Origin of the sequence: Ramlibacter sp. GCM10027632 (assembly GCF_042675325.1) — a bacterium.
In the GTDB taxonomy this organism is placed as follows: domain Bacteria; phylum Pseudomonadota; class Gammaproteobacteria; order Burkholderiales; family Burkholderiaceae_C; genus Ramlibacter.
Genome location: NZ_JBHTGW010000007.1, coordinates 1 through 17277, shown reverse-complemented (window position 1 = coordinate 17277; position 17277 = coordinate 1). Strand labels below are relative to the sequence as shown.

Here is a 17277-nt window from a genome sequence, read left to right as displayed (position 1 = left end):
TTTTCACTGATACGGCTGGCGGGCCGGCTTCCTAAACTGGCTATGTTTTATAGCCTTATTACAGGTCACACGGAGTCCCATGTCAAGCAATTCCACCGTCAACCCGAGCCTGGACGAAGTGCAGGTCGAGCATCGCGGCGCGATCTCCATTCTCCGCCTGTGCCGTCCGCGCAAGCGCAACGCCATCAGCGACGGCCTGATCGCCGCCATCGGCCAGCGCTTCGCCGAACTGCCCGCCACCACCCGGGCCGTCGTGCTGCATGGCGAGGGCGACCACTTCTGCGCCGGCCTGGACCTGAGCGAGCTGCAGGAGCGCGACGCGGTGCAGGGCCTGCACCACTCCCGCTCCTGGTTCTACATCCTGCGGGAGCTGGAGCAGGGCCCGGTCCCCGTCGTCGCGGCGCTGCATGGCGCGGTGGTCGGCGGCGGCCTGGAGCTGGCCTCGGCCTGCCACATCCGGGTGGCCGACGACACCGCCTTCTTCGCCCTGCCCGAGGGCTCGCGCGGCATCTTCGTGGGCGGCGGCGGCTCGGTCCGCGTGCCCAAGCTGATCGGCGCTCACCGCATGCTGGACATGATGCTGACCGGCCGCGTCTACAAGGCCGCCGAAGGCGTGGCCGTGGGCCTGGCGCAGTACCACGTGCCCGCCGGCGAGGCTCTGGCCAAGGCGATCGAGCTGGCCGAGCGCATCGCGCAGAACGCGCCCATGACCAACTACGCCCTGATCCAGGGCCTGCCCCGCATCGCCGAGCAGCCGGCCGACCACGGGTTCTTCTCCGAATCCATGCTCGCCGCCATCGCCCAGTCGGCGCCCGAGGCCAAGGCCCGCGTGCGCGCCTTCCTGGACGGCACCGGCCCCAAGGTCAAGGCCTGACCCGAGGACCCGCGCCATGTCCGCCACCGCCACCTACCGCCCCTTCACCTTCGGCATCACCCGCGCGGTGCTGCGCGAGGCCCCCGGCTGCACCTACGTCACCAGCGAGCAGGCGCTGGCGCCCTACCCCGGGCGCATGACCGACCGCCTGGTCCACTGGGCGAAGGTGAAGCCCGACCACACGCTCTTCGCGCAGCGTGACCCGGCGCTCGGCGGGGACTGGCGCCGCCTGTCCTTCGCGCAGGCGCTGGACGCGGCCCGCCGCATCGGCCAGGCCCTGCTGGATCGCGGCCTGAGCGCCGAGCGTCCCCTCGTGATCCTGAGCGAGAACAGCCTGTCGCACGCGATGCTGGCGCTGGGTGCCATGTACGCCGGCGTGGCCTTCAGCGCCGCCTCGCCGGCCTACTCGCTCGTGAGCAAGGACTACGACAAGCTGCGCCACCTGCTGGACACGCTCACCCCCGGCCTGGTGTTCGCCACCGACTGGCCGCGCTTCCAGCACGCCATCGAGGCGGTGGTCCCGGCCGACGTGGAAGTGGTGCTGGACGACGCCGCCGGCGCCACCAGCGCCAGGGGCCACCGGATCACGCCGATGTCCGCCCTGCTGGCCACCGAGCCCACCGCGGCGGTCGACGCCGCGATGCAGGCCACCGGCCCCGACACGGTGGTGAAGTTCCTCTTCACCAGCGGCTCGACCAAGCAGCCCAAGGCGGTGGTCAACACCCAGCGCATGATCTGCTCGAACCAGCAGCAGATCGTGCAGTCGATCCCGGTGCTGGCCGAGGAGCCGCCGGTGCTGGTGGACTGGCTGCCCTGGAATCACACCGCCGGCGGCAACCACAACTTCCACATGGTCGTCTACAACGGCGGCTCGATGTACCTCGACGAGGGCAAGCCCACGCCGGCCCTGATCGGCGAGACCCTGCGCAACCTGCGCGAGGTCGCGCCCACCTGGTACTTCAACGTGCCGGTCGGCTACGAGGCCCTGGCCCGCGCCATGGAGACCGACGACACCCTGCGCCGCAACTTCTTCTCGCGCCTGCGCTCCATGCTCTATGCCGGCGCGGCGCTGTCGCAGCAGGTGCAGGACGCGCTCTACGCCCTGGCCGAGCGCGAGTACGGCGAGCGCATCGTGATGACCGCCGGCCTGGGCATGACCGAGTCCGGCCCCTTCGCGCTGTTCGTCACCAACCCGCACGCGCAGGCCGGCCACGTCGGCCTGCCCGCCGCCGGCCTGGAGATCAAGCTGGTCGACATGGGCGACAAGCGCGAGATCCGCTACCGCGGCCCCAACATCACCCCGGGCTACTGGCGCAGCCCCGAGGAGACCGCCGAGCACTTCGACGAGGAGGGCTTCTTCCGCACCGGCGACGCGGTGGCCTGGATCGACCCGCAGGACGTGCACCTGGGCGTGAAGTTCGACGGCCGCATCGCCGAGGACTTCAAGCTCGCCACGGGCACCTTCGTCAGCGTCGGCCCCCTGCGCGGCAGGATCGCCGCCGCCGGCGCGCCCTACGTCCAGGACGCGGTCATCACCGGCCTGAACAAGAACGAGATCGGCGCCCTGGTGGTGCCGACCCAGGCGCTGGCCAAGCTGTCCGGCCTGCCCGCGGGCGCGTCCCTGGCGGCGGTGGCGGAAGCCGCCCCGGTGCGCGCCTGGCTGCAGGACCTGGTCGACCGCCTCGCCGCGGACGCCACCGGCAGCTCCAACCGCGTCGCCCGCGCCCTGATCCTCACCGAGCCCCTGCACATGGACAAGGGCGAGGTCACCGACAAGGGCTCGATCAACCAGCGCGCCGTGCTCAAGCACCGCGCCGACCTGGTCGAGGCCCTGCATGCGGGCACCGCGCCCGGCATCGTCACCCCGACCCCGAAGAAAGCCTGACCATGAAGATCGAAGGACAAGCCGCCATCGTCACCGGCGGCGCATCCGGCCTGGGCGAGGCCACGGCCCGCCTGCTGGCCCAGCGCGGCGCGAAGGTCGCCGTGTTCGACCGCAACGCCGAGGCGGCGCAGCGCGTGGCCGCCGAGATCGGCGGCATCGCCTGCGCCTGCGACATCACCGACGAGGCCAGCGCCGCCGCCGCCCTGGCCCAGGCCCGCGAGGCCCAGGGCCCGGCACGCCTGCTGATGAACGTGGCCGGCATCGGCTCGGCCAAGCGCATCGTGCAGAAGGACGGCAGCGCCGCCCCGCTGGCGGACTTCAGCCGCGTGGTGCAGGTCAACCTGATCGGCGCATACAACATGTGCCGGCTGTTCGCCGCACAATGCGCCGCCCTGCCCGGGCTGGAGGACAACGAGCGCGGGGTGATCCTGCTCACCGCCTCGGTCGCCGCCTTCGACGGTCAGGTGGGCCAGGAGGCCTACAGCGCCTCCAAGGCCGGCGTGGTCGGCATGACGCTGCCGATGGCCCGCGACCTGGCGCAGCACGGCATCCGCGTCTGCACCATCGCGCCCGGCCTGTTCGCCACGCCGCTGCTCAAGGAGCTGCCCGAGCCGGTGCAGGCCTCGCTGGCGGCCTCCATCCCTTTCCCGCCGCGCCTGGGCAAGCCCTCGGAGTTCGCCGAGCTGGCCTGCCACATCGCCACCAACACCCACCTCAATGGCGAGGTGATCCGCCTCGACGGCGCGCTGCGCATGGCGCCCCGTTGACGCGCCCGACCCTGATCCCACTTCGAGAGGAAATCCGCATGACGACCCGCCGCCACTTCATCCAGGCCGCCGCCGGCGCCACCGCCCTGGGCGCCCTCGCCCCGCTGCAGGCCCTGGCCCAGGCCCTCGACCAGGTCAAGATCTATTACGGCTTCCCCGCCGGCAGCTCCGGCGACACCGTGGCCCGCCGCGTCGGCGAGAAGTTCGCCGGCACCGCCTTCGCGCGCAACGCCGCGGTGGTGGAAAACAAGCCCGGCGCGGGCGGCCGCATCGCCCTGGAGTCGCTCAAGGCCGCCCCGGCCGACGGCTCGGTGCTGGCGGTAGCCCCGGTCTCGGCCCTGGCCAACTACCCCCACATCTACCAGAAGCTCGCCTACGACCCGAAGGACTTCACCGCGGTCTCCGTGGCCGCCATCGTCCACCACGGCCTGGCCGTGGGGCCGATGGTGCCGGCCTCGGTCAAGACGGTGAAGGACTTCATCGCCTGGGCCAAGGCCAATCCGCAGCAGGCCAGCTTCGGCTCGCCGGGCGCCGGCTCCACGCCGCACTTCCTCGGCGCGCTGCTGGGCCTGAACACCGGCACTGAACTCAAGCACGTGCCCTATCGCGGATCGGTCCCCGGCGTGACCGACGTGGTGGGCGGCCAGATCGCCGCGATGGTGACGCCGCATGGCGACTTCATTGCCAACCACAAGGCCGGCAAGATGCGCATCCTGGCCACCTCCGGCCCCAAGCGCTCGCCCTACGTGCCCGACGTTCCCACCTTCGCCGAGCAGGGCTTCCCCGAGCTGACCACCGAGGAATGGTTCGGCTTCTGGGCGCCCGCCAGGACGCCGGCGCCGGTGATCGCCGCCGCCAACGCCGCGATCAACGCCGCCCTCAAGGACAAGGCCGTGACCGACTCCCTGGCCATCGTCGGCCTGATCCCGCAGGGCTCCACCGTCGAGGGCGCCGCCAAGTGGCAGGCCTCCGAGTCGGCGCACTGGGGCCCCCTGATCAAGAAGATCGGCTTCACCGCGGAGTCCTGATGTCACAGCACTACCGGCCCGACACGGGCGCCATCGACCATGTCCTGACCGCGGTGCTCGGCGCCCCCGGGGTGCTGGGCGCCCTGCCCCCGCATGGCGACTACGACCTGGACCTGCAGCGCCAGGTGCTCGAGGCCGCCGGCGAGTTCGTCGCCAGCGTGGTCGCCCCCCTGAGCCGGGTGGGCGACGAGGTCGGCGCCCGCTGGGACGCTGGCAAGGTCACCATGCCGCCCGGCTTCCGCGAGGCCCACCAGGCCTTCTGGGAAGGCGGCTGGCCCGCACTCTCGCACGCGCCCGAGGATGGCGGCCAGGGCCTGCCGGTGGTGCTGGAGATGGTGCTGTACGAGATGCTCAGCGCCGCCAACCACGGCTGGACCATGGCCCCGGGCCTGCTCACGGGCGCCTACGAGACCCTGCGCCACCACGGCGACGAGACGGTGCGCGCGCTGTTCGTGCCCAAGGTCGCCACCGGCGAGTGGCTGGCCACCATGTGCCTGACAGAGCCCCACGCCGGCAGCGACCTGGGCCTGGTGCGCACCCGCGCCGTGCCCCAGGCCGGCCCGCACGGGGCGACCCATCGCCTCACCGGCGGCAAGATCTTCATCTCCGGCGGCGAGCACGACCTCACGGACAACATCGTCCACCTGGTGCTGGCCCGCCTGCCCGACGCGCCGCCCGGGCCCAAGGGCCTGTCGCTGTTCGTCGCGCCCAAGGTGCTGCCCGATGGCACGCGCAACGCGGTGTTCTGCGACCGCATCGAGGAGAAGATGGGCCTGCACGGCAGCCCCACCTGCGTGATGCGCTTCGAGGACACGGTGGCCTGGCAGGTCGGCGAGGCGGGCAAGGGCCTGAACGCCATGTTCATCATGATGAACGCGGCGCGCCTGCACGTGGCCCTGCAGGGCATCGGCCTGCTCGACGCCGCCCACCAGAAGGCCGCCGCCTACGCCCTGGAGCGCCGCCAGATGCGGGCCCCGGGCGCGAAGGAGACCAGCCTGATCGGCGAGCACCCCGCGGTGCGCCGCATCCTGGACACGCAGCGCGCCTGGGTCGACTGCGGCCGGGTGCTCGCCTACCGCACCGCCGTGGCCCTGGACGAGGCCCAGCACCACCCCGACGCCGCACGCCGCGAGGCCGCGCAGCGCTGGTGCGCGCTGGCCACGCCGATCATGAAGGCCGCCTTCACCGACCAGGGCTTCCATGGCGCCAGCGCCTGCCTGCAGGTGTTCGGCGGCCACGGCTACGTGAGCGAGTGGGGCATCGAGCAGATCGTGCGCGACTCGCGGGTGGCCATGATCTACGAGGGCACGAACGAGATCCAGGCGCTGGACCTGCTGCAACGCAAGGTGGTGCCCGATGGCGGCGCCGCCCTGGCGGCGGCCTTCGCCGACCTGCAGCCGGCGACGGCCGACGCGGCGCGCTTCGCCACCCTGGCCGCGCTGGCGCGGCGCATCGCCGAGGCCGCGCCGGCCCGGGTGGACCTGCCCGCCTGGGTGGCCGACGACTTCCTGCGCGCCTGCGCCCTGGCGCTCCTGGGGTGGGCCGGCTCGCGCCTGGCGGCGGTGCCACAATCGGGCGAGCCGCGCTGGAGCGAACCGCTGCAGGCCCTGCGCACCTGGGTGCTGCCGGAGTTCGAGATGCGCGTGCGCATCATCGAGGACCGCCTCGCCGCGGTTCCCGCCACCGACACCGCCTGAGACCTGCCGCCCCGTGCCCGCCCGCCAGCCCGCCTCCCCCGATTCCGCGCCTGCCGCCGACGCCGCCCCCGAAGACATCGACACCACCGTCATCGAGGGCTTCATCGGCTACAGCGTGCGGCGGGCCTCGCTGGCCATCGTCGAGAACTTCATCCGGCACCTGGCGCCGCTGGAGCTGCGGCCGGTGGGCTTCACCCTGCTGACGCTGGTGGACGGCAACCCGGGCATCACCTCCAGCCAGCTGTGCGCGCAACTGGGCATCCAGTCGTCCAACCTGGTGGCCCTGGTCAAGCAGCTGCTCGATCGCGGCCTGATCGACCGCCGCCCCCACCCCAAGGACGGCCGGGCCATGGGCCTGCACATGACCCCGGCCGGCCGCAGCCTGCTGCAGGAGGCGGCCGCCATGGCCCACGAGGCCGACCTGGAAGCCACCGGCCGCCTCACCGACGCCGAGCGCCAGACCCTGGTGCGGCTCCTCAAGAAAATCTACCTCTGACCCGCCGCGCCGCGCGTGGTGTGGCCCGGAAGCTACAAATCCTGTAGCACGCGGCGGCCGCCCGCTGCGCTCTGCTATTGTTTGTGTAGCAAGAGCGCGTAAACTTCCGCGAAGCCCCGACCCCCGCCCACGCCGCCCCCCGCCTCCCCCCGACTGCCCCTCCCATGACCGTGAAGGACACCGCCGCCGTCAGCCAGCTTTTCGCGCTGCTGGAGGCCCGCTACGCCCTGCGGGTGCTGTGGGCGCTGCGCGATGGCCACCCCCAGACCTTCCGGCTGCTGCAGGACAGCGTGGGCGGCATCACGCCCAACACCCTGAACACCCGCATCAAGGAGCTGCGCGAGGCCGGCTTCGTCGACCACGGCCCCGAGGGCTACGGCATCACGCCGGCGGGCGCCGAGCTGGCCAGGCGCCTGGGCGAGGTCCAGCCCTTCGCGGTGAAGTGGTCCCAGGGCCGGCGCAAGTAGGCCCGCGGAAAGAGGCCCCCGGTAAACTCGCGGGTTTTCCGAGGACCCGACCATGAACACCACTCCCTCCGGCCTGCAGTACGAAGACACCAACGTCGGCGAAGGCGCCGAGGCCAAGCCCGGCCAGGACGTGCAGGTGCACTACACCGGCTGGCTCTGGAAGGACGGCCAGCAGGGCGCCAAGTTCGACTCCAGCCGCGACCGCAACGACCCCTTCGAGTTCTCCCTGGGCGCCGGCATGGTGATCCGCGGCTGGGACGAGGGCGTCGCCGGCATGAAGGTCGGCGGCCGCCGCACCCTGATCATCCCGGCGCAGCTGGGTTATGGCGCCCGCGGCGCCGGCGGCGTGATCCCGCCCAATGCGACGCTGAAGTTCGACGTCGAGCTGCTCGCCGTCCACTGACCGCCCGCCCGGCGGGGCCCGTGCGGCCCCGCGCGTTCGACCGGCCGCTTTTTTTGCCGGCCCGGCCTTGAACCGGCCTTCCGCGCCCCCAGCTAACGCGGAAGTTTTTTGCGTTTTTCCCGCACCACCATGTCCGAACCCTCCCAAGCCCCCGCTCCGGGCGTCCCGCAGGACGCCACGCCCGAGGAACTCGAGGCCGCCCTGGCCGCCACCAGCGCCGACGCCGGCGCCCTGCAGGCCGAGGTCGCCGCGCTGCAGGCCAAGGTCGCCGAACTGAACGAGCAGTACCTGCGCGCCCAGGCCGACATGCAGAACACCCGCCGCCGCGCCGACGAGGAAATGGCCAAGGCCCGCAAGTTCGCGGTCGAGGCCTTCGCCGAGAGCCTGCTGCCGGTGGCCGACAGCCTGGAAGCCGGCCTGGCCATCAAGGAAGCCACTCCGGAGCAGATCCGCGAGGGCGCCGAAGCGACCCTGCGCCAGCTCAAGTCCGCGCTGGAGCGCAACAAGGTCCTGGAGATCAACCCCGCCGCCGGCGCGAAGTTCGACCCCGCCCAGCACCAGGCCATCTCCATGGTGCCCCGCCCCGAAGGCAGCCAGCAGGAGGCCAACACCGTGGTGACCGTACTCCAAAAGGGCTACACCATCGCCGAGCGCACCCTGCGCCCCGCCCTGGTGACCGTCGCGCAGCCTTGAAACCGCGCCGGTGAGCCGCAAGTAAGCACACGACATCAATGCATCCGGCCCGCGCAGCGGGCCAACGAATCAGGAATCAGGAGAAACACATGGGCAAGATCATCGGCATCGACCTGGGCACGACCAACTCGTGCGTCTCGGTCATGGAGGGCAACACGCCCAAGGTCATCGAGAACAGCGAGGGCGCCCGCACCACCCCGTCGATCGTGGCCTACCAGGAGGACGGCGAGATCCTCGTGGGCGCCTCGGCCAAGCGCCAGGCCGTCACCAACGCCAAGAACACCCTGTACGCGGTCAAGCGCCTGATCGGCCGCAAGTTCGAGGAAAAGGAAGTCCAGAAGGACATCCACCTCATGCCCTACGAGATCACCAAGGCCGACAACGGTGACGCCTGGGTCGGCGTGCGCGGCCAGAAGCTGGCCCCGCCGCAGATCAGCGCCGAGGTGCTGCGCAAGATGAAGAAGACCGCCGAGGACTACCTGGGCGAGCCCGTGACCGAGGCCGTGATCACGGTGCCGGCCTACTTCAACGACGCCCAGCGCCAGGCCACCAAGGACGCCGGCCGCATCGCCGGCCTGGAAGTCAAGCGCATCATCAACGAGCCCACCGCCGCGGCCCTGGCCTTCGGCCTGGACAAGCAGGAAAAGGGCGACCGCAAGATCGCCGTCTATGACCTGGGCGGCGGCACCTTCGACGTGTCGATCATCGAGATCGCCGACGTCGACGGCGAGAAGCAGTTCGAGGTGCTGTCCACCAACGGCGACACCTTCCTGGGCGGCGAGGACTTCGACCAGCGCATCATCGACTACATCATCGGCGAGTTCAAAAAGGAACAGGGCGTCGACCTGTCGAAGGACGTGCTGGCCCTGCAGCGCCTGAAGGAAGCCGCCGAGAAGGCCAAGATCGAGCTGTCCAACAGCTCGCAGACCGACATCAACCTGCCGTACATCACGGCCGATGCCTCGGGCCCGAAGCACCTGAACATCAAGCTGACCCGCGCCAAGCTGGAAAGCCTGGTCGACGAGCTGATCGAGCGCACCATCGCCCCGTGCCGCACCGCCATCAAGGACGCCGGCGTGAGCGTGTCCGACATCCATGACGTGATCCTGGTGGGCGGCATGACCCGCATGCCCAAGGTGCAGGAGAAGGTCAAGGAGTTCTTCGGCAAGGAGCCGCGCAAGGACGTCAACCCCGATGAAGCCGTCGCCGTGGGCGCGGCCATCCAGGGCCAGGTGCTGGGCGGCGACCGCAAGGACGTGCTGCTGCTGGACGTGACCCCCCTGTCCCTGGGCATCGAGACCCTGGGCGGCGTCATGACCAAGATGATCAGCAAGAACACCACCATCCCGACCAAGTTCGCGCAGACCTTCTCCACCGCCGACGACAACCAGCCGGCCGTGACCATCAAGGTCTACCAGGGCGAGCGCGAGATGGCCACCGGCAACAAGCTGCTCGGCGAGTTCAACCTCGAGGGCATCCCGCCGGCCCCGCGCGGCCTGCCCCAGATCGAGGTGAGCTTCGACATCGACGCCAACGGCATCCTGCACGTGGGCGCCAAGGACAAGGGCACCGGCAAGGAGAACAAGATCACCATCAAGGCCAACTCGGGCCTGTCCGAGGAGGAAATCCAGAAGATGGTGAAGGACGCCGAGCTGAACGCCGCCGAGGACAAGAAGAAGCTCGAGATCGTGCAGGCCCGCAACCAGGGTGAGGCCATGGTCCACTCGGTGCGCAAGAGCCTGGGCGAGTACGGCGACAAGCTGGAAGCCGGCGAGAAGGACAAGATCGAAGCCGCGGTCAAGGAGCTGGAAGAAGCCCTCAAGGGCGAGGACAAGGCCGCGATCGAGGACAAGACCAACGCGCTGATGACCGTGTCGCAGAAGCTGGGCGAGAAGATGTACGCCGACATGCAGGCGCAGCAGGCCGCCCAGGCCGCCGGCGGCGCGGCCCCCGGCGCCGACGCCCAGGCCCAGGCCAAGCCGGCCGACGACAACGTCGTCGACGCCGAGGTCAAGGAAGTCAAGAAGGGCTGATCGCGGCTTCGCACCGCAGCGACAGCTCGCCGCGTTGGCCCCGCAAGGCCGGCGCGGCTTTTTTGCTGGAACGCAGGACACTGCCTGAACGACACTGCCTGAGATAGGAACATGGCGAGCAAACGCGACTACTACGACGTCCTGGGCGTGCCCAAGAACGCGACGGAAGAAGAGATCAAGAAGGCCTATCGCAAGCTGGCGATGAAGTACCACCCTGACCGCAACCAGGGGGACGCCGCCAAGGATGCCGAGGCCAAGTTCAAGGAGGCCAAGGAGGCCTACGAGATGCTCTCCGACGCCGAAAAGCGCGGGGCCTACGACCAGTACGGCCACGCCGGCGTCGACCCGAACATGCGCGGCGGGCCGGGCGGCGGCGAGGGCTTCGGCGGCTTTGCCGAGGCCTTCGGCGACATCTTCGGCGACATCTTCGGCCAGGCCCGCGGCGGGCGCGGTGGCGGCGGGGGCCGCCAGGTGTACCGGGGCAGCGACCTCTCCTACGCGATGGAGGTCACCCTGGAGGAAGCCGCCGCCGGCAAGGAGGCGCAGATCCGCATTCCCACCTGGGACTCGTGCGAGACCTGCCATGGCAGCGGCGCCAAGCCCGGCACCCAGGCCAAGACCTGCACCCACTGCAATGGCCAGGGCGTGGTGCAGATGCGCCAGGGCTTCTTCAGCGTGCAGCAGACGTGCCCGCACTGCCGCGGCGCGGGCAAGATCATTCCCGAGCCCTGCACCACCTGCCATGGCCAGGGCAAGGTGAAGAAGCAGAAGACGCTGGAGGTGAAGATCCCCGCCGGCATCGACGACGGCATGCGCATCCGCAGCGCCGGCAACGGCGAGCCGGGCATGAACGGCGGCCCGCCGGGCGACCTGTACATCGAGATCCGCCTGAAGAAGCACGAGATCTTCGAGCGCGAGGGCGACGACCTGCACTGCGTGGTACCGGTGAGCATGGCCCGCGCCGCCCTGGGCGGCGAGATCGAGGTGCCCACCCTCAATGGCAAGGCGGCCATCGACATCCCCGAGGGCACGCAGCACGGCAAGCAGTTCCGCCTGCGCGGCAAGGGCATCAAGGGCGTGCGCTCCAGCTACCCCGGCGACCTGTACTGCCACATCGGCGTGGAAGTGCCGGTCAAGCTCACCGAGCACCAGCGCAAGCTGCTCAAGGAGCTGGACGAGTCGCTCAAGAAGGGCGGCCACAAGCACACGCCCAGCGAGGAGACCTGGGCCGACAAGCTCAAGGGTTTCTTCCAGTAAGGCGCCCTGCCCGCTGCAACCAGCCCGGCTCCGGCCGGGCTTTTTATTGCCCGCCGGGTGGTGCCGGACGCTTGCCAAGGCGGGGGCACGGCCAAACAATCGCCGGGAGGTTTCCTGCCCATGCCTTCCCAGCGACTCAAACTGTTCCGGGCCACCGACTTCGTGCGCTCCACCCTGATGCCCGGGGAAGCGCGCCTGGCGCCGCATCCTGCGTGGATGGTGGCCGGCGTGGGCGCCTGGATCGCCCTGGCCTGCAACGTCGCCCTGTGGCGGGCGCTGGTGCACCCGACGGCGGCCGGCCTGTTGCAGGCCCTGGCGCTGGGGCTGTTGCAGGCCGCTGCCGCCTGCCTCGTCTTGTTCGCGCTGGACTGGAAGCGCACGCGCAAGGCCGCGGCTGCGCTCGTGCTGATGCTCGCCGCCACGGTGGCCACCGGCCTGTGGCAACGCGGACTGGAGGCCGCGCCGGCGGTGCTGGCTGCCGGCGCGGCCTCGCTGGTTCCGGAGCTGGCGAGCTGGGGGCGGTGGCCGGTGCCCACGCTGTGGGCCGCCCTCGCCCTGCCGCCCATGGCCTGGGCCTGCCTGCGGCAGTGGCGCCGGCTGGGGAACGCGCAGCAGTGGCGCGTGAACCTGGCGGGCGCGGCGATTTCCCTGGTGATGCTGGGAGCGGCCGCCTGGGTCTGGCGGGCGCTCCTGCGGTTTACGGTTGCTTGATGTAGAGGGTGGCGCTCAGCTGCTCGGGGAAGCCATCGAGGCCGATGGCGTTCAGGTCGCCTTCACGCAACCGGCCGTCAACGAGGGCGATCACCTGGTTGAAAGGCTGCAGCGGATCGCCGATCAGGGTGATGCTGCCGCTGGTGATGCTGCTCCGGGGGGCGACGCCCACCTTGTCCGCGGTGGTGCCGTCGACCACCTTGGTCGCGCCGAGCCAGCCCACGTCGCTGACCACCTCCTGCCGGCCGGTCACCGGCCCGCTGCAGTCCGCGCTGGCGAGGATCTCGACGCTGGAGTTCACGCGGATCACGTCGGACGCCATCGGCGGGATGACATGGGTGCTCCGGATGGAATGCGTCGCATCGACCGGCGTGCAGGCGACCCAGGTGCCGACGTATTTCGCGGCCCCCGAGGGCTGGTCGATTCCGCCGCCGGGTTCCGAGCCGGCCGTTTCGCTGCCACCGCCACCGCCGCCGCAGGCGGCCAGGGCGAGGAGGCAGGACAGGGACAACAGTCGCTTGAGGCTGGGATTCAGTGGCATGGTGGCTCTCTGGAAATGGAAAGGGAGCCGGATGCTATCCACCAACAGATACTTTTGAATTAACAATTGCTGAACACGCCGGCGCCACGAGGCCGGCCGTGGCCTCAAGCGTGGACTCGTCCACACCCGAGGCTCAGGCCGGGGCGTCGAAGAGGGACTGCTGTCCGTCGAGCGCGGGCCGGCGAAACAGCGCCGTGTTCTCGGCCCAGCGCTCGCGGTTGAACCCGAGCCGCGTGCTGGCGCGCCGGAACCGCTGCGCCAGCAGGTCGGCCCAGGGGCCGCCCCCCTTCATGCGGGTGGCGTAGTCGGCGTCGTAGTCCTTGCCGCCACGCATGTCCTGCAGGCGCGCCATCACCCGCTGCGCGCGCTGCGGGTAGTGCAAGGCCAGCCACTCGCGGAACAGCGGGCTCACTTCCCAGGGCAGGCGCAGCACCTGGTAGAAGGCGCTGGTCGCGCCAGCCTCGCGCGCGGCCTCCAGCACCTGCTCCATGTCCTCGGTGAGGAAGGGAATCTGCGGCGCGAGGCTCACGCCCACCGGGATGCCCGCCTCGGCCAGCGTGCGGATGGTGCGCAGGCGGCGGTGCGGCGCGGCGGCGCGCGGCTCGAGCCGGCGGGTCAGGCCGGCATCGAGGGTGACGAGGGTGACGAAGACCGAGGCCAGGCCCTGGCGGGCCATCGGCGCGATCAGGTCGATGTCGCGCTCGACGCCGCTGGACTTGGTGACCAGGGTGAACGGGTGGGAGGCCTCGTGCAGCACCTCGATCACCGAGCGGGTGAGCCGCAGCTCGCGCTCGATCGGCTGGTAGGCATCGGTGGCCGACCCCAGCGCCAACGAACCGGGGCGGTAGCGGGGGCTGGCGAGCTCCCGACGCAGCACCTGCGCGATGCCGCGCTTGGCGACCAGCCGGGTCTCGAAATCCAGGCCCGGGGAGAGGTTCAGGTAGCTGTGCGTGGGCCGCGCGTAGCAGTAGATGCAGCCATGCTCGCAACCCCGGTAGGGGTTGAGGGAGCGGTCGAAGTACAGGTCGGGCGAGTCACTGTAGGTGATGGCGCTGCGCGGGTCTTCCCAGGTGATCTCGGTGGCCGGCGCGGGCGCGCCCTCGGCCCGGGCCTCGGCCAGGGTCTCCCAGCCGTCGTCGAAGGCGTCACGCGCCTCGCGGGAGAAGCGGTGGGCGAGCCGCGTGGCCGCGCCCCGGCCCTTGAGGGCGGAAACGGGCACGGCGACGAAACGACTGTTCATCCATACAGTATTCCATCGCGATGCCCGCCGCGCAAGGCCCGGGCCTGCCCTCCCGGGGACGCCGGGGCTTCAGCCGCAGACGCGGGCCCGCGCCTCGCGCCACTCGCGCGCCAGGCGTGCCACAAGGTCTGCGGTGGAGGTCACCGCGTTGACCGCGCCGATGCCCTGGCCGCTGCCCCAGATGTCCTTCCAGGCCTTGGCGGCGCGCTCGCCGCCGAAGTCCATGTGGCTCGGGTCGCGTTCGGGCAGGTTCTCCGGGTCCAGGCCGGCGGCCAGGATCGAGGGCTTGAGGTAGTTGCCGTGCACGCCGGTGAACAGGCTGGTGTAGACGATGTCGTCGCTCGAGCCCTCGACGATGGCCTGCTTGTAGGCCTCGCTGGCGCGGGCCTCGAGGGTGGCGATGAAGGCCGAGCCGATGTAGGCGAAGTCCGCCCCCAGGGCCTGGGCCGCCAGCACCGCGCCGCCGGTGGCGATGGCGCCGGAGAGCGCCAGCGGGCCGTCGAACCACTGGCGGATCTCCTGCACCAGGGCGAAGGGGCTCTTGGTGCCGGCATGGCCGCCGGCACCGGCCGCCACCGCGATCAGGCCGTCGGCCCCCTTCTCGATCGCCTTGCGGGCGAAGGCGTTGTTGATGATGTCGTGCATCACGACGCCGCCGTACGCGTGCACCGCGTCGTTGACGTCGGTGCGCGCGCCCAGCGACGTGATCACCACCGGCACCCTGTGCTTGACCACCAGCTCCATGTCGCGCTCGAGCCGGTCATTGCTCTTGTGGACGATCTGGTTGATCGCGAAGGGCGCGGCCGGCCGGTCCGGGTTCGCGCGGTCGTGGGCCGCCAGGGCCTCGGTGATCTCGTGCAGCCACTCGTCCAGCTGCGAGGCCGGGCGGGCGTTGAGCGCGGGCATCGCGCCCAGCACGCCGGCCTTGCACTGCTCGATCACCAGCCTGGGGTTGCTGATGATGAACAGCGGCGAGCCGATGATGGGCAGCGGGACGCGGCCGAGGGCGCCGGGCAGGACGCGGGTCACGGCGCGGGCCTCAGAAGGCGTCCAGGGCCATGGCGGTGACGCTGTCCCCGCCCTCGACGATGGCGTCGCGCAGGCCGGGCGCCTTGGCCAGGAGGTGGTCGGCGTAGAAGCGGGCGGTGGCGACCTTGGCGTTCATGAAGTCGGCGTCCTCGCCCTGGGCGGCCAGGGTCTCGGCAGCGAGCAGCGCGCGCGCCAGCTGCCAGCCCGCGACGAGGTTGCCCGCCAGCATCAGGTACGGCACCGAGCCGGCGAACACCGCGTTGGGCGAGGCCTTGGTCTGGCCGGCGACGAAGTCGACGACGTCGAGGAAGGCCTTGCGCGCGGCGGCCAGGCGCTTGTGCACGGCGCGGGCGGCGACGCTGCCCCGGGCGGCCAACTCGCCCTCGGTCTTCTCGACCTGGGCGGCGATGGCGCGCGCCACCTGGCCGCCGTCACGCGCGGTCTTGCGACCCACCAGGTCGTTGGCCTGGATCGCGGTCGTGCCTTCGTAGATGGTGAGGATCTTGGCGTCGCGGTAGTACTGCGCCGCGCCGGTCTCCTCGATGAAGCCCATGCCGCCGTGCACCTGCACGCCCAGCGAGGTGACCTCCAGGCTCATCTCGGTGCTGTAGCCCTTCACCAGCGGCACCAGGAATTCGTAGAAGGCCTGGTTCTGCTTGCGCACCTCGGCGTCGGGGTGGTGGTGGGCGGCGTCGTAGGCGGCAGCAGCCACGCTGGCCATGGCGCGGCAGCCCTCGGTGTAGGCGCGCATGGTCATGAGCATGCGCTTGACGTCGGGGTGGTGGATGATGGGCGCCGCAGCGTTGATGCTGCCGTCCACCGGCCGGGACTGCACGCGGTCACGCGCGTACTGCACGGCCTTCTGGTAGGCGCGGTCGGCGATCGCGATGCCCTGCACGCCCACCGCGTAGCGCGCGCTGTTCATCATGATGAACATGTACTCGAGGCCGCGGTTCTCCTCGCCCACCAGGTAGCCCACGGCGCCAGGGCCGGCGCTGTCGGCGATGCTCGCGGCCGTGCCGTCGCCGAACTGCAGCACCGCGGTCGGCGAGGCCTTGATGCCCATCTTGTGCTCGATGCTCACGCACTGCACGTCGTTGCGCGCGCCCAGCGAGCCGTCCTTGTTCACGAGGAACTTGGGCACCACGAACAGGCTGATGCCCTTGACGCCCTCGGGCGCGCCCTTCACGCGGGCCAGCACCAGGTGGACGATGTTGTCCGCCATGTCGTGCTCGCCGTAGGTGATGAAGATCTTGGTGCCGAACACCTTGTAGGTGCCGTCCGGCTGCGGCTCGGCGCTGGTTCGCACCAGCGACAGGTCGCTGCCGGCCTGGGGTTCGGTGAGGTTCATGGTGCCGGTCCACTCGCCGGTCACCAGCTTCTCCAGGTAGATGGCCTTGACCTCGTCGGAGGCGGCAGTGAGCAACGCCTCGATCGCACCGTCGGTGAGCAGCGGGCACAGCGCGAAGCTCAGGTTCGCCGCGTTGAGGATCTCGCCGCAGGCCGAGCCGATGGCCTTGGGCAGGCCCTGGCCGCCGAAGTCGGCCGGGTGCTGCAGGCCCTGCCAGCCGCCCTCGGCGTACTGGCGGTAAGCCTCCTTGAAGCCCGGGGTGGTGGTGACCACGCCGTTGGCGAGGGACGAGGGATCCAGGTCGCCGGCGCGGTTCAGGGGTGCGACCACGCCTTCGTTGAACTTGGCGCACTCCTCGAGCACGGCCTGGGCGGTCTCGAAACCGGCGTCTTCGAAGCCGGGGATCTTCGCGATCTCGTCGATGCCCGCCAGGTGGCGGAGGTTGAACAGCATGTCCTTGACGGGGGCGCGGTAGCTCATGGTCTTGTCTCCAACTCGTCCAGATATGAAAAAGGCATCGCGAACGATGCCTTGGTGGGCTTGTGCAGGTCTTACAGGGCCTTGGTCAGCTCGGGAACTGCAGTGAACAGGTCCGCCTCGAGGCCGTAGTCGGCCACGCTGAAGATCGGGGCCTCGGGGTCCTTGTTGATCGCCACGATCACCTTGGAGTCCTTCATACCCGCCAGGTGCTGGATCGCCCCCGAGATGCCGGCGGCGATGTACAGCTGCGGCGCCACGATCTTGCCGGTCTGGCCCACCTGCAGGTCGTTCGGGGCGTAGCCCGCGTCGACCGCGGCGCGCGAGG

The 17277-nt window shown here is 70.6% G+C and carries 17 protein-coding genes; 12 read left to right on the top strand and 5 right to left on the bottom strand.

The genetic code is table 11. From position 1 onward, the window contains the following. Positions 1–79: 79 nt before the first annotated feature. The 12 genes from ACFQZY_RS11710 to ACFQZY_RS11655 all read left to right on the top strand — a co-directional run bounded on the left by ACFQZY_RS11710 (position 80) and on the right by ACFQZY_RS11655 (position 12311). Positions 80–874 (top strand): crotonase/enoyl-CoA hydratase family protein, encoded by a 795-nt coding sequence (locus tag ACFQZY_RS11710; protein WP_377415899.1) that lies wholly within the window; start codon positions 80–82, stop codon positions 872–874. 16 nt (positions 875–890) lie between these two features. Beyond that, positions 891–2759 carry a feruloyl-CoA synthase gene (locus tag ACFQZY_RS11705; RefSeq protein WP_377415898.1) on the top strand — a complete coding sequence of 623 codons (1869 nt, stop codon included), beginning with the start codon at positions 891–893 and terminating at the stop codon, positions 2757–2759. A 2-nt stretch (positions 2760–2761) separates the two neighbouring features. After that, the gene (locus tag ACFQZY_RS11700) at positions 2762–3526 is read left to right on the top strand and encodes an SDR family NAD(P)-dependent oxidoreductase (protein ID WP_377415897.1); all 765 of its coding nucleotides are present in this window, start codon (positions 2762–2764) and stop codon (positions 3524–3526) included. Between the two features lie 38 nt (positions 3527–3564). Continuing rightward, the gene (locus ACFQZY_RS11695; protein WP_377415896.1) at positions 3565–4554 is read left to right on the top strand and encodes a Bug family tripartite tricarboxylate transporter substrate binding protein; all 990 of its coding nucleotides are present in this window, start codon (positions 3565–3567) and stop codon (positions 4552–4554) included. Next, on the top strand, positions 4554–6251 hold the full coding sequence (locus tag ACFQZY_RS11690; protein WP_377415895.1) for an acyl-CoA dehydrogenase family protein: 1698 nt from the start codon (positions 4554–4556) through the stop codon (positions 6249–6251). The genes ACFQZY_RS11695 and ACFQZY_RS11690 overlap by 1 nt, the downstream gene beginning before the upstream one ends. 13 nt (positions 6252–6264) lie before the next feature. After that, the gene (locus ACFQZY_RS11685; RefSeq protein WP_377415894.1) at positions 6265–6747 is read left to right on the top strand and encodes a MarR family winged helix-turn-helix transcriptional regulator; all 483 of its coding nucleotides are present in this window, start codon (positions 6265–6267) and stop codon (positions 6745–6747) included. A 164-nt stretch (positions 6748–6911) separates the two neighbouring features. After that, positions 6912–7214, top strand: coding sequence for a winged helix-turn-helix transcriptional regulator (locus ACFQZY_RS11680; protein ID WP_377415893.1), 303 nt, complete (start codon positions 6912–6914; stop codon positions 7212–7214). A gap of 52 nt (positions 7215–7266) precedes the next feature. Next, complete coding sequence (locus ACFQZY_RS11675; RefSeq protein ID WP_377415892.1) at positions 7267–7617, top strand: FKBP-type peptidyl-prolyl cis-trans isomerase; 351 nt, start codon at positions 7267–7269, stop codon at positions 7615–7617. 129 nt (positions 7618–7746) lie between these two features. Beyond that, a complete protein-coding gene (gene grpE, locus ACFQZY_RS11670; protein ID WP_377415890.1) occupies positions 7747–8310 on the top strand; it encodes a nucleotide exchange factor GrpE in 564 nt (187 codons plus the stop codon). An 89-nt stretch (positions 8311–8399) separates the two neighbouring features. Beyond that, the gene (gene dnaK, locus ACFQZY_RS11665) at positions 8400–10343 is read left to right on the top strand and encodes a molecular chaperone DnaK (protein WP_377415888.1); all 1944 of its coding nucleotides are present in this window, start codon (positions 8400–8402) and stop codon (positions 10341–10343) included. A gap of 111 nt (positions 10344–10454) precedes the next feature. Continuing rightward, positions 10455–11600: a molecular chaperone DnaJ gene (dnaJ, locus tag ACFQZY_RS11660; protein WP_377415886.1), complete on the top strand. Its 1146-nt coding sequence runs from the start codon at positions 10455–10457 to the stop codon at positions 11598–11600. Positions 11601–11720: 120 nt separating this feature from the next. Then, complete coding sequence (locus ACFQZY_RS11655; protein ID WP_377415884.1) at positions 11721–12311, top strand: hypothetical protein; 591 nt, start codon at positions 11721–11723, stop codon at positions 12309–12311. On the opposite strand, the gene ACFQZY_RS11650 is transcribed toward ACFQZY_RS11655, so the two are convergent. The 5 genes from ACFQZY_RS11650 to ACFQZY_RS11630 form a co-directional block, all read right to left on the bottom strand. Continuing rightward, complete coding sequence (locus tag ACFQZY_RS11650) at positions 12298–12852, bottom strand: hypothetical protein (RefSeq protein ID WP_377415882.1); 555 nt, start codon at positions 12850–12852, stop codon at positions 12298–12300. The two genes, ACFQZY_RS11655 and ACFQZY_RS11650, sit on opposite strands and share 14 nt — an antisense overlap. A 133-nt stretch (positions 12853–12985) precedes the next feature. Further along, entirely contained in the window at positions 12986–14092 is a 1107-nt protein-coding gene (locus ACFQZY_RS11645) for a PA0069 family radical SAM protein (protein WP_377415880.1), read from the bottom strand. 69 nt (positions 14093–14161) lie between these two features. Further along, positions 14162–15121 (bottom strand): NAD(P)H-dependent flavin oxidoreductase, encoded by a 960-nt coding sequence (locus tag ACFQZY_RS11640; RefSeq protein WP_377415878.1) that lies wholly within the window; start codon positions 15119–15121, stop codon positions 14162–14164. A gap of 10 nt (positions 15122–15131) precedes the next feature. Then, positions 15132–16952: an acyl-CoA dehydrogenase gene (locus tag ACFQZY_RS11635; RefSeq protein ID WP_377415876.1), complete on the bottom strand. Its 1821-nt coding sequence runs from the start codon at positions 16950–16952 to the stop codon at positions 15132–15134. 71 nt (positions 16953–17023) lie between these two features. Continuing rightward, positions 17024–17277, bottom strand: a 254-nt coding sequence (locus ACFQZY_RS11630; protein WP_377415874.1) for an electron transfer flavoprotein subunit alpha/FixB family protein, incomplete at its 5' end; no start/stop codon positions are given.

Bases quoted from the DNA above. Each gene is read 5' to 3' on its own strand.
- dnaJ (WP_377415886.1), top strand. From the start codon at position 10,455: ATGGCGAGCAAACGCGACTACTACGACGTCCTGGGCGTGCCCAAGAAC.
- ACFQZY_RS11645 (WP_377415880.1), bottom strand. From the start codon at position 14,092: ATGAACAGTCGTTTCGTCGCCGTGCCCGTTTCCGCCCTCAAGGGCCGG.
- ACFQZY_RS11690 (WP_377415895.1), top strand. From the start codon at position 4,554: ATGTCACAGCACTACCGGCCCGACACGGGCGCCATCGACCATGTCCTG.
- dnaK (WP_377415888.1), top strand. From the start codon at position 8,400: ATGGGCAAGATCATCGGCATCGACCTGGGCACGACCAACTCGTGCGTC.
- ACFQZY_RS11650 (WP_377415882.1), bottom strand. From the start codon at position 12,852: ATGCCACTGAATCCCAGCCTCAAGCGACTGTTGTCCCTGTCCTGCCTC.
- ACFQZY_RS11680 (WP_377415893.1), top strand. From the start codon at position 6,912: ATGACCGTGAAGGACACCGCCGCCGTCAGCCAGCTTTTCGCGCTGCTG.
- ACFQZY_RS11675 (WP_377415892.1), top strand. From the start codon at position 7,267: ATGAACACCACTCCCTCCGGCCTGCAGTACGAAGACACCAACGTCGGC.
- grpE (WP_377415890.1), top strand. From the start codon at position 7,747: ATGTCCGAACCCTCCCAAGCCCCCGCTCCGGGCGTCCCGCAGGACGCC.
- ACFQZY_RS11635 (WP_377415876.1), bottom strand. From the start codon at position 16,952: ATGAGCTACCGCGCCCCCGTCAAGGACATGCTGTTCAACCTCCGCCAC.
- ACFQZY_RS11655 (WP_377415884.1), top strand. From the start codon at position 11,721: ATGCCTTCCCAGCGACTCAAACTGTTCCGGGCCACCGACTTCGTGCGC.
- ACFQZY_RS11695 (WP_377415896.1), top strand. From the start codon at position 3,565: ATGACGACCCGCCGCCACTTCATCCAGGCCGCCGCCGGCGCCACCGCC.
- ACFQZY_RS11700 (WP_377415897.1), top strand. From the start codon at position 2,762: ATGAAGATCGAAGGACAAGCCGCCATCGTCACCGGCGGCGCATCCGGC.
- ACFQZY_RS11710 (WP_377415899.1), top strand. From the start codon at position 80: ATGTCAAGCAATTCCACCGTCAACCCGAGCCTGGACGAAGTGCAGGTC.
- ACFQZY_RS11705 (WP_377415898.1), top strand. From the start codon at position 891: ATGTCCGCCACCGCCACCTACCGCCCCTTCACCTTCGGCATCACCCGC.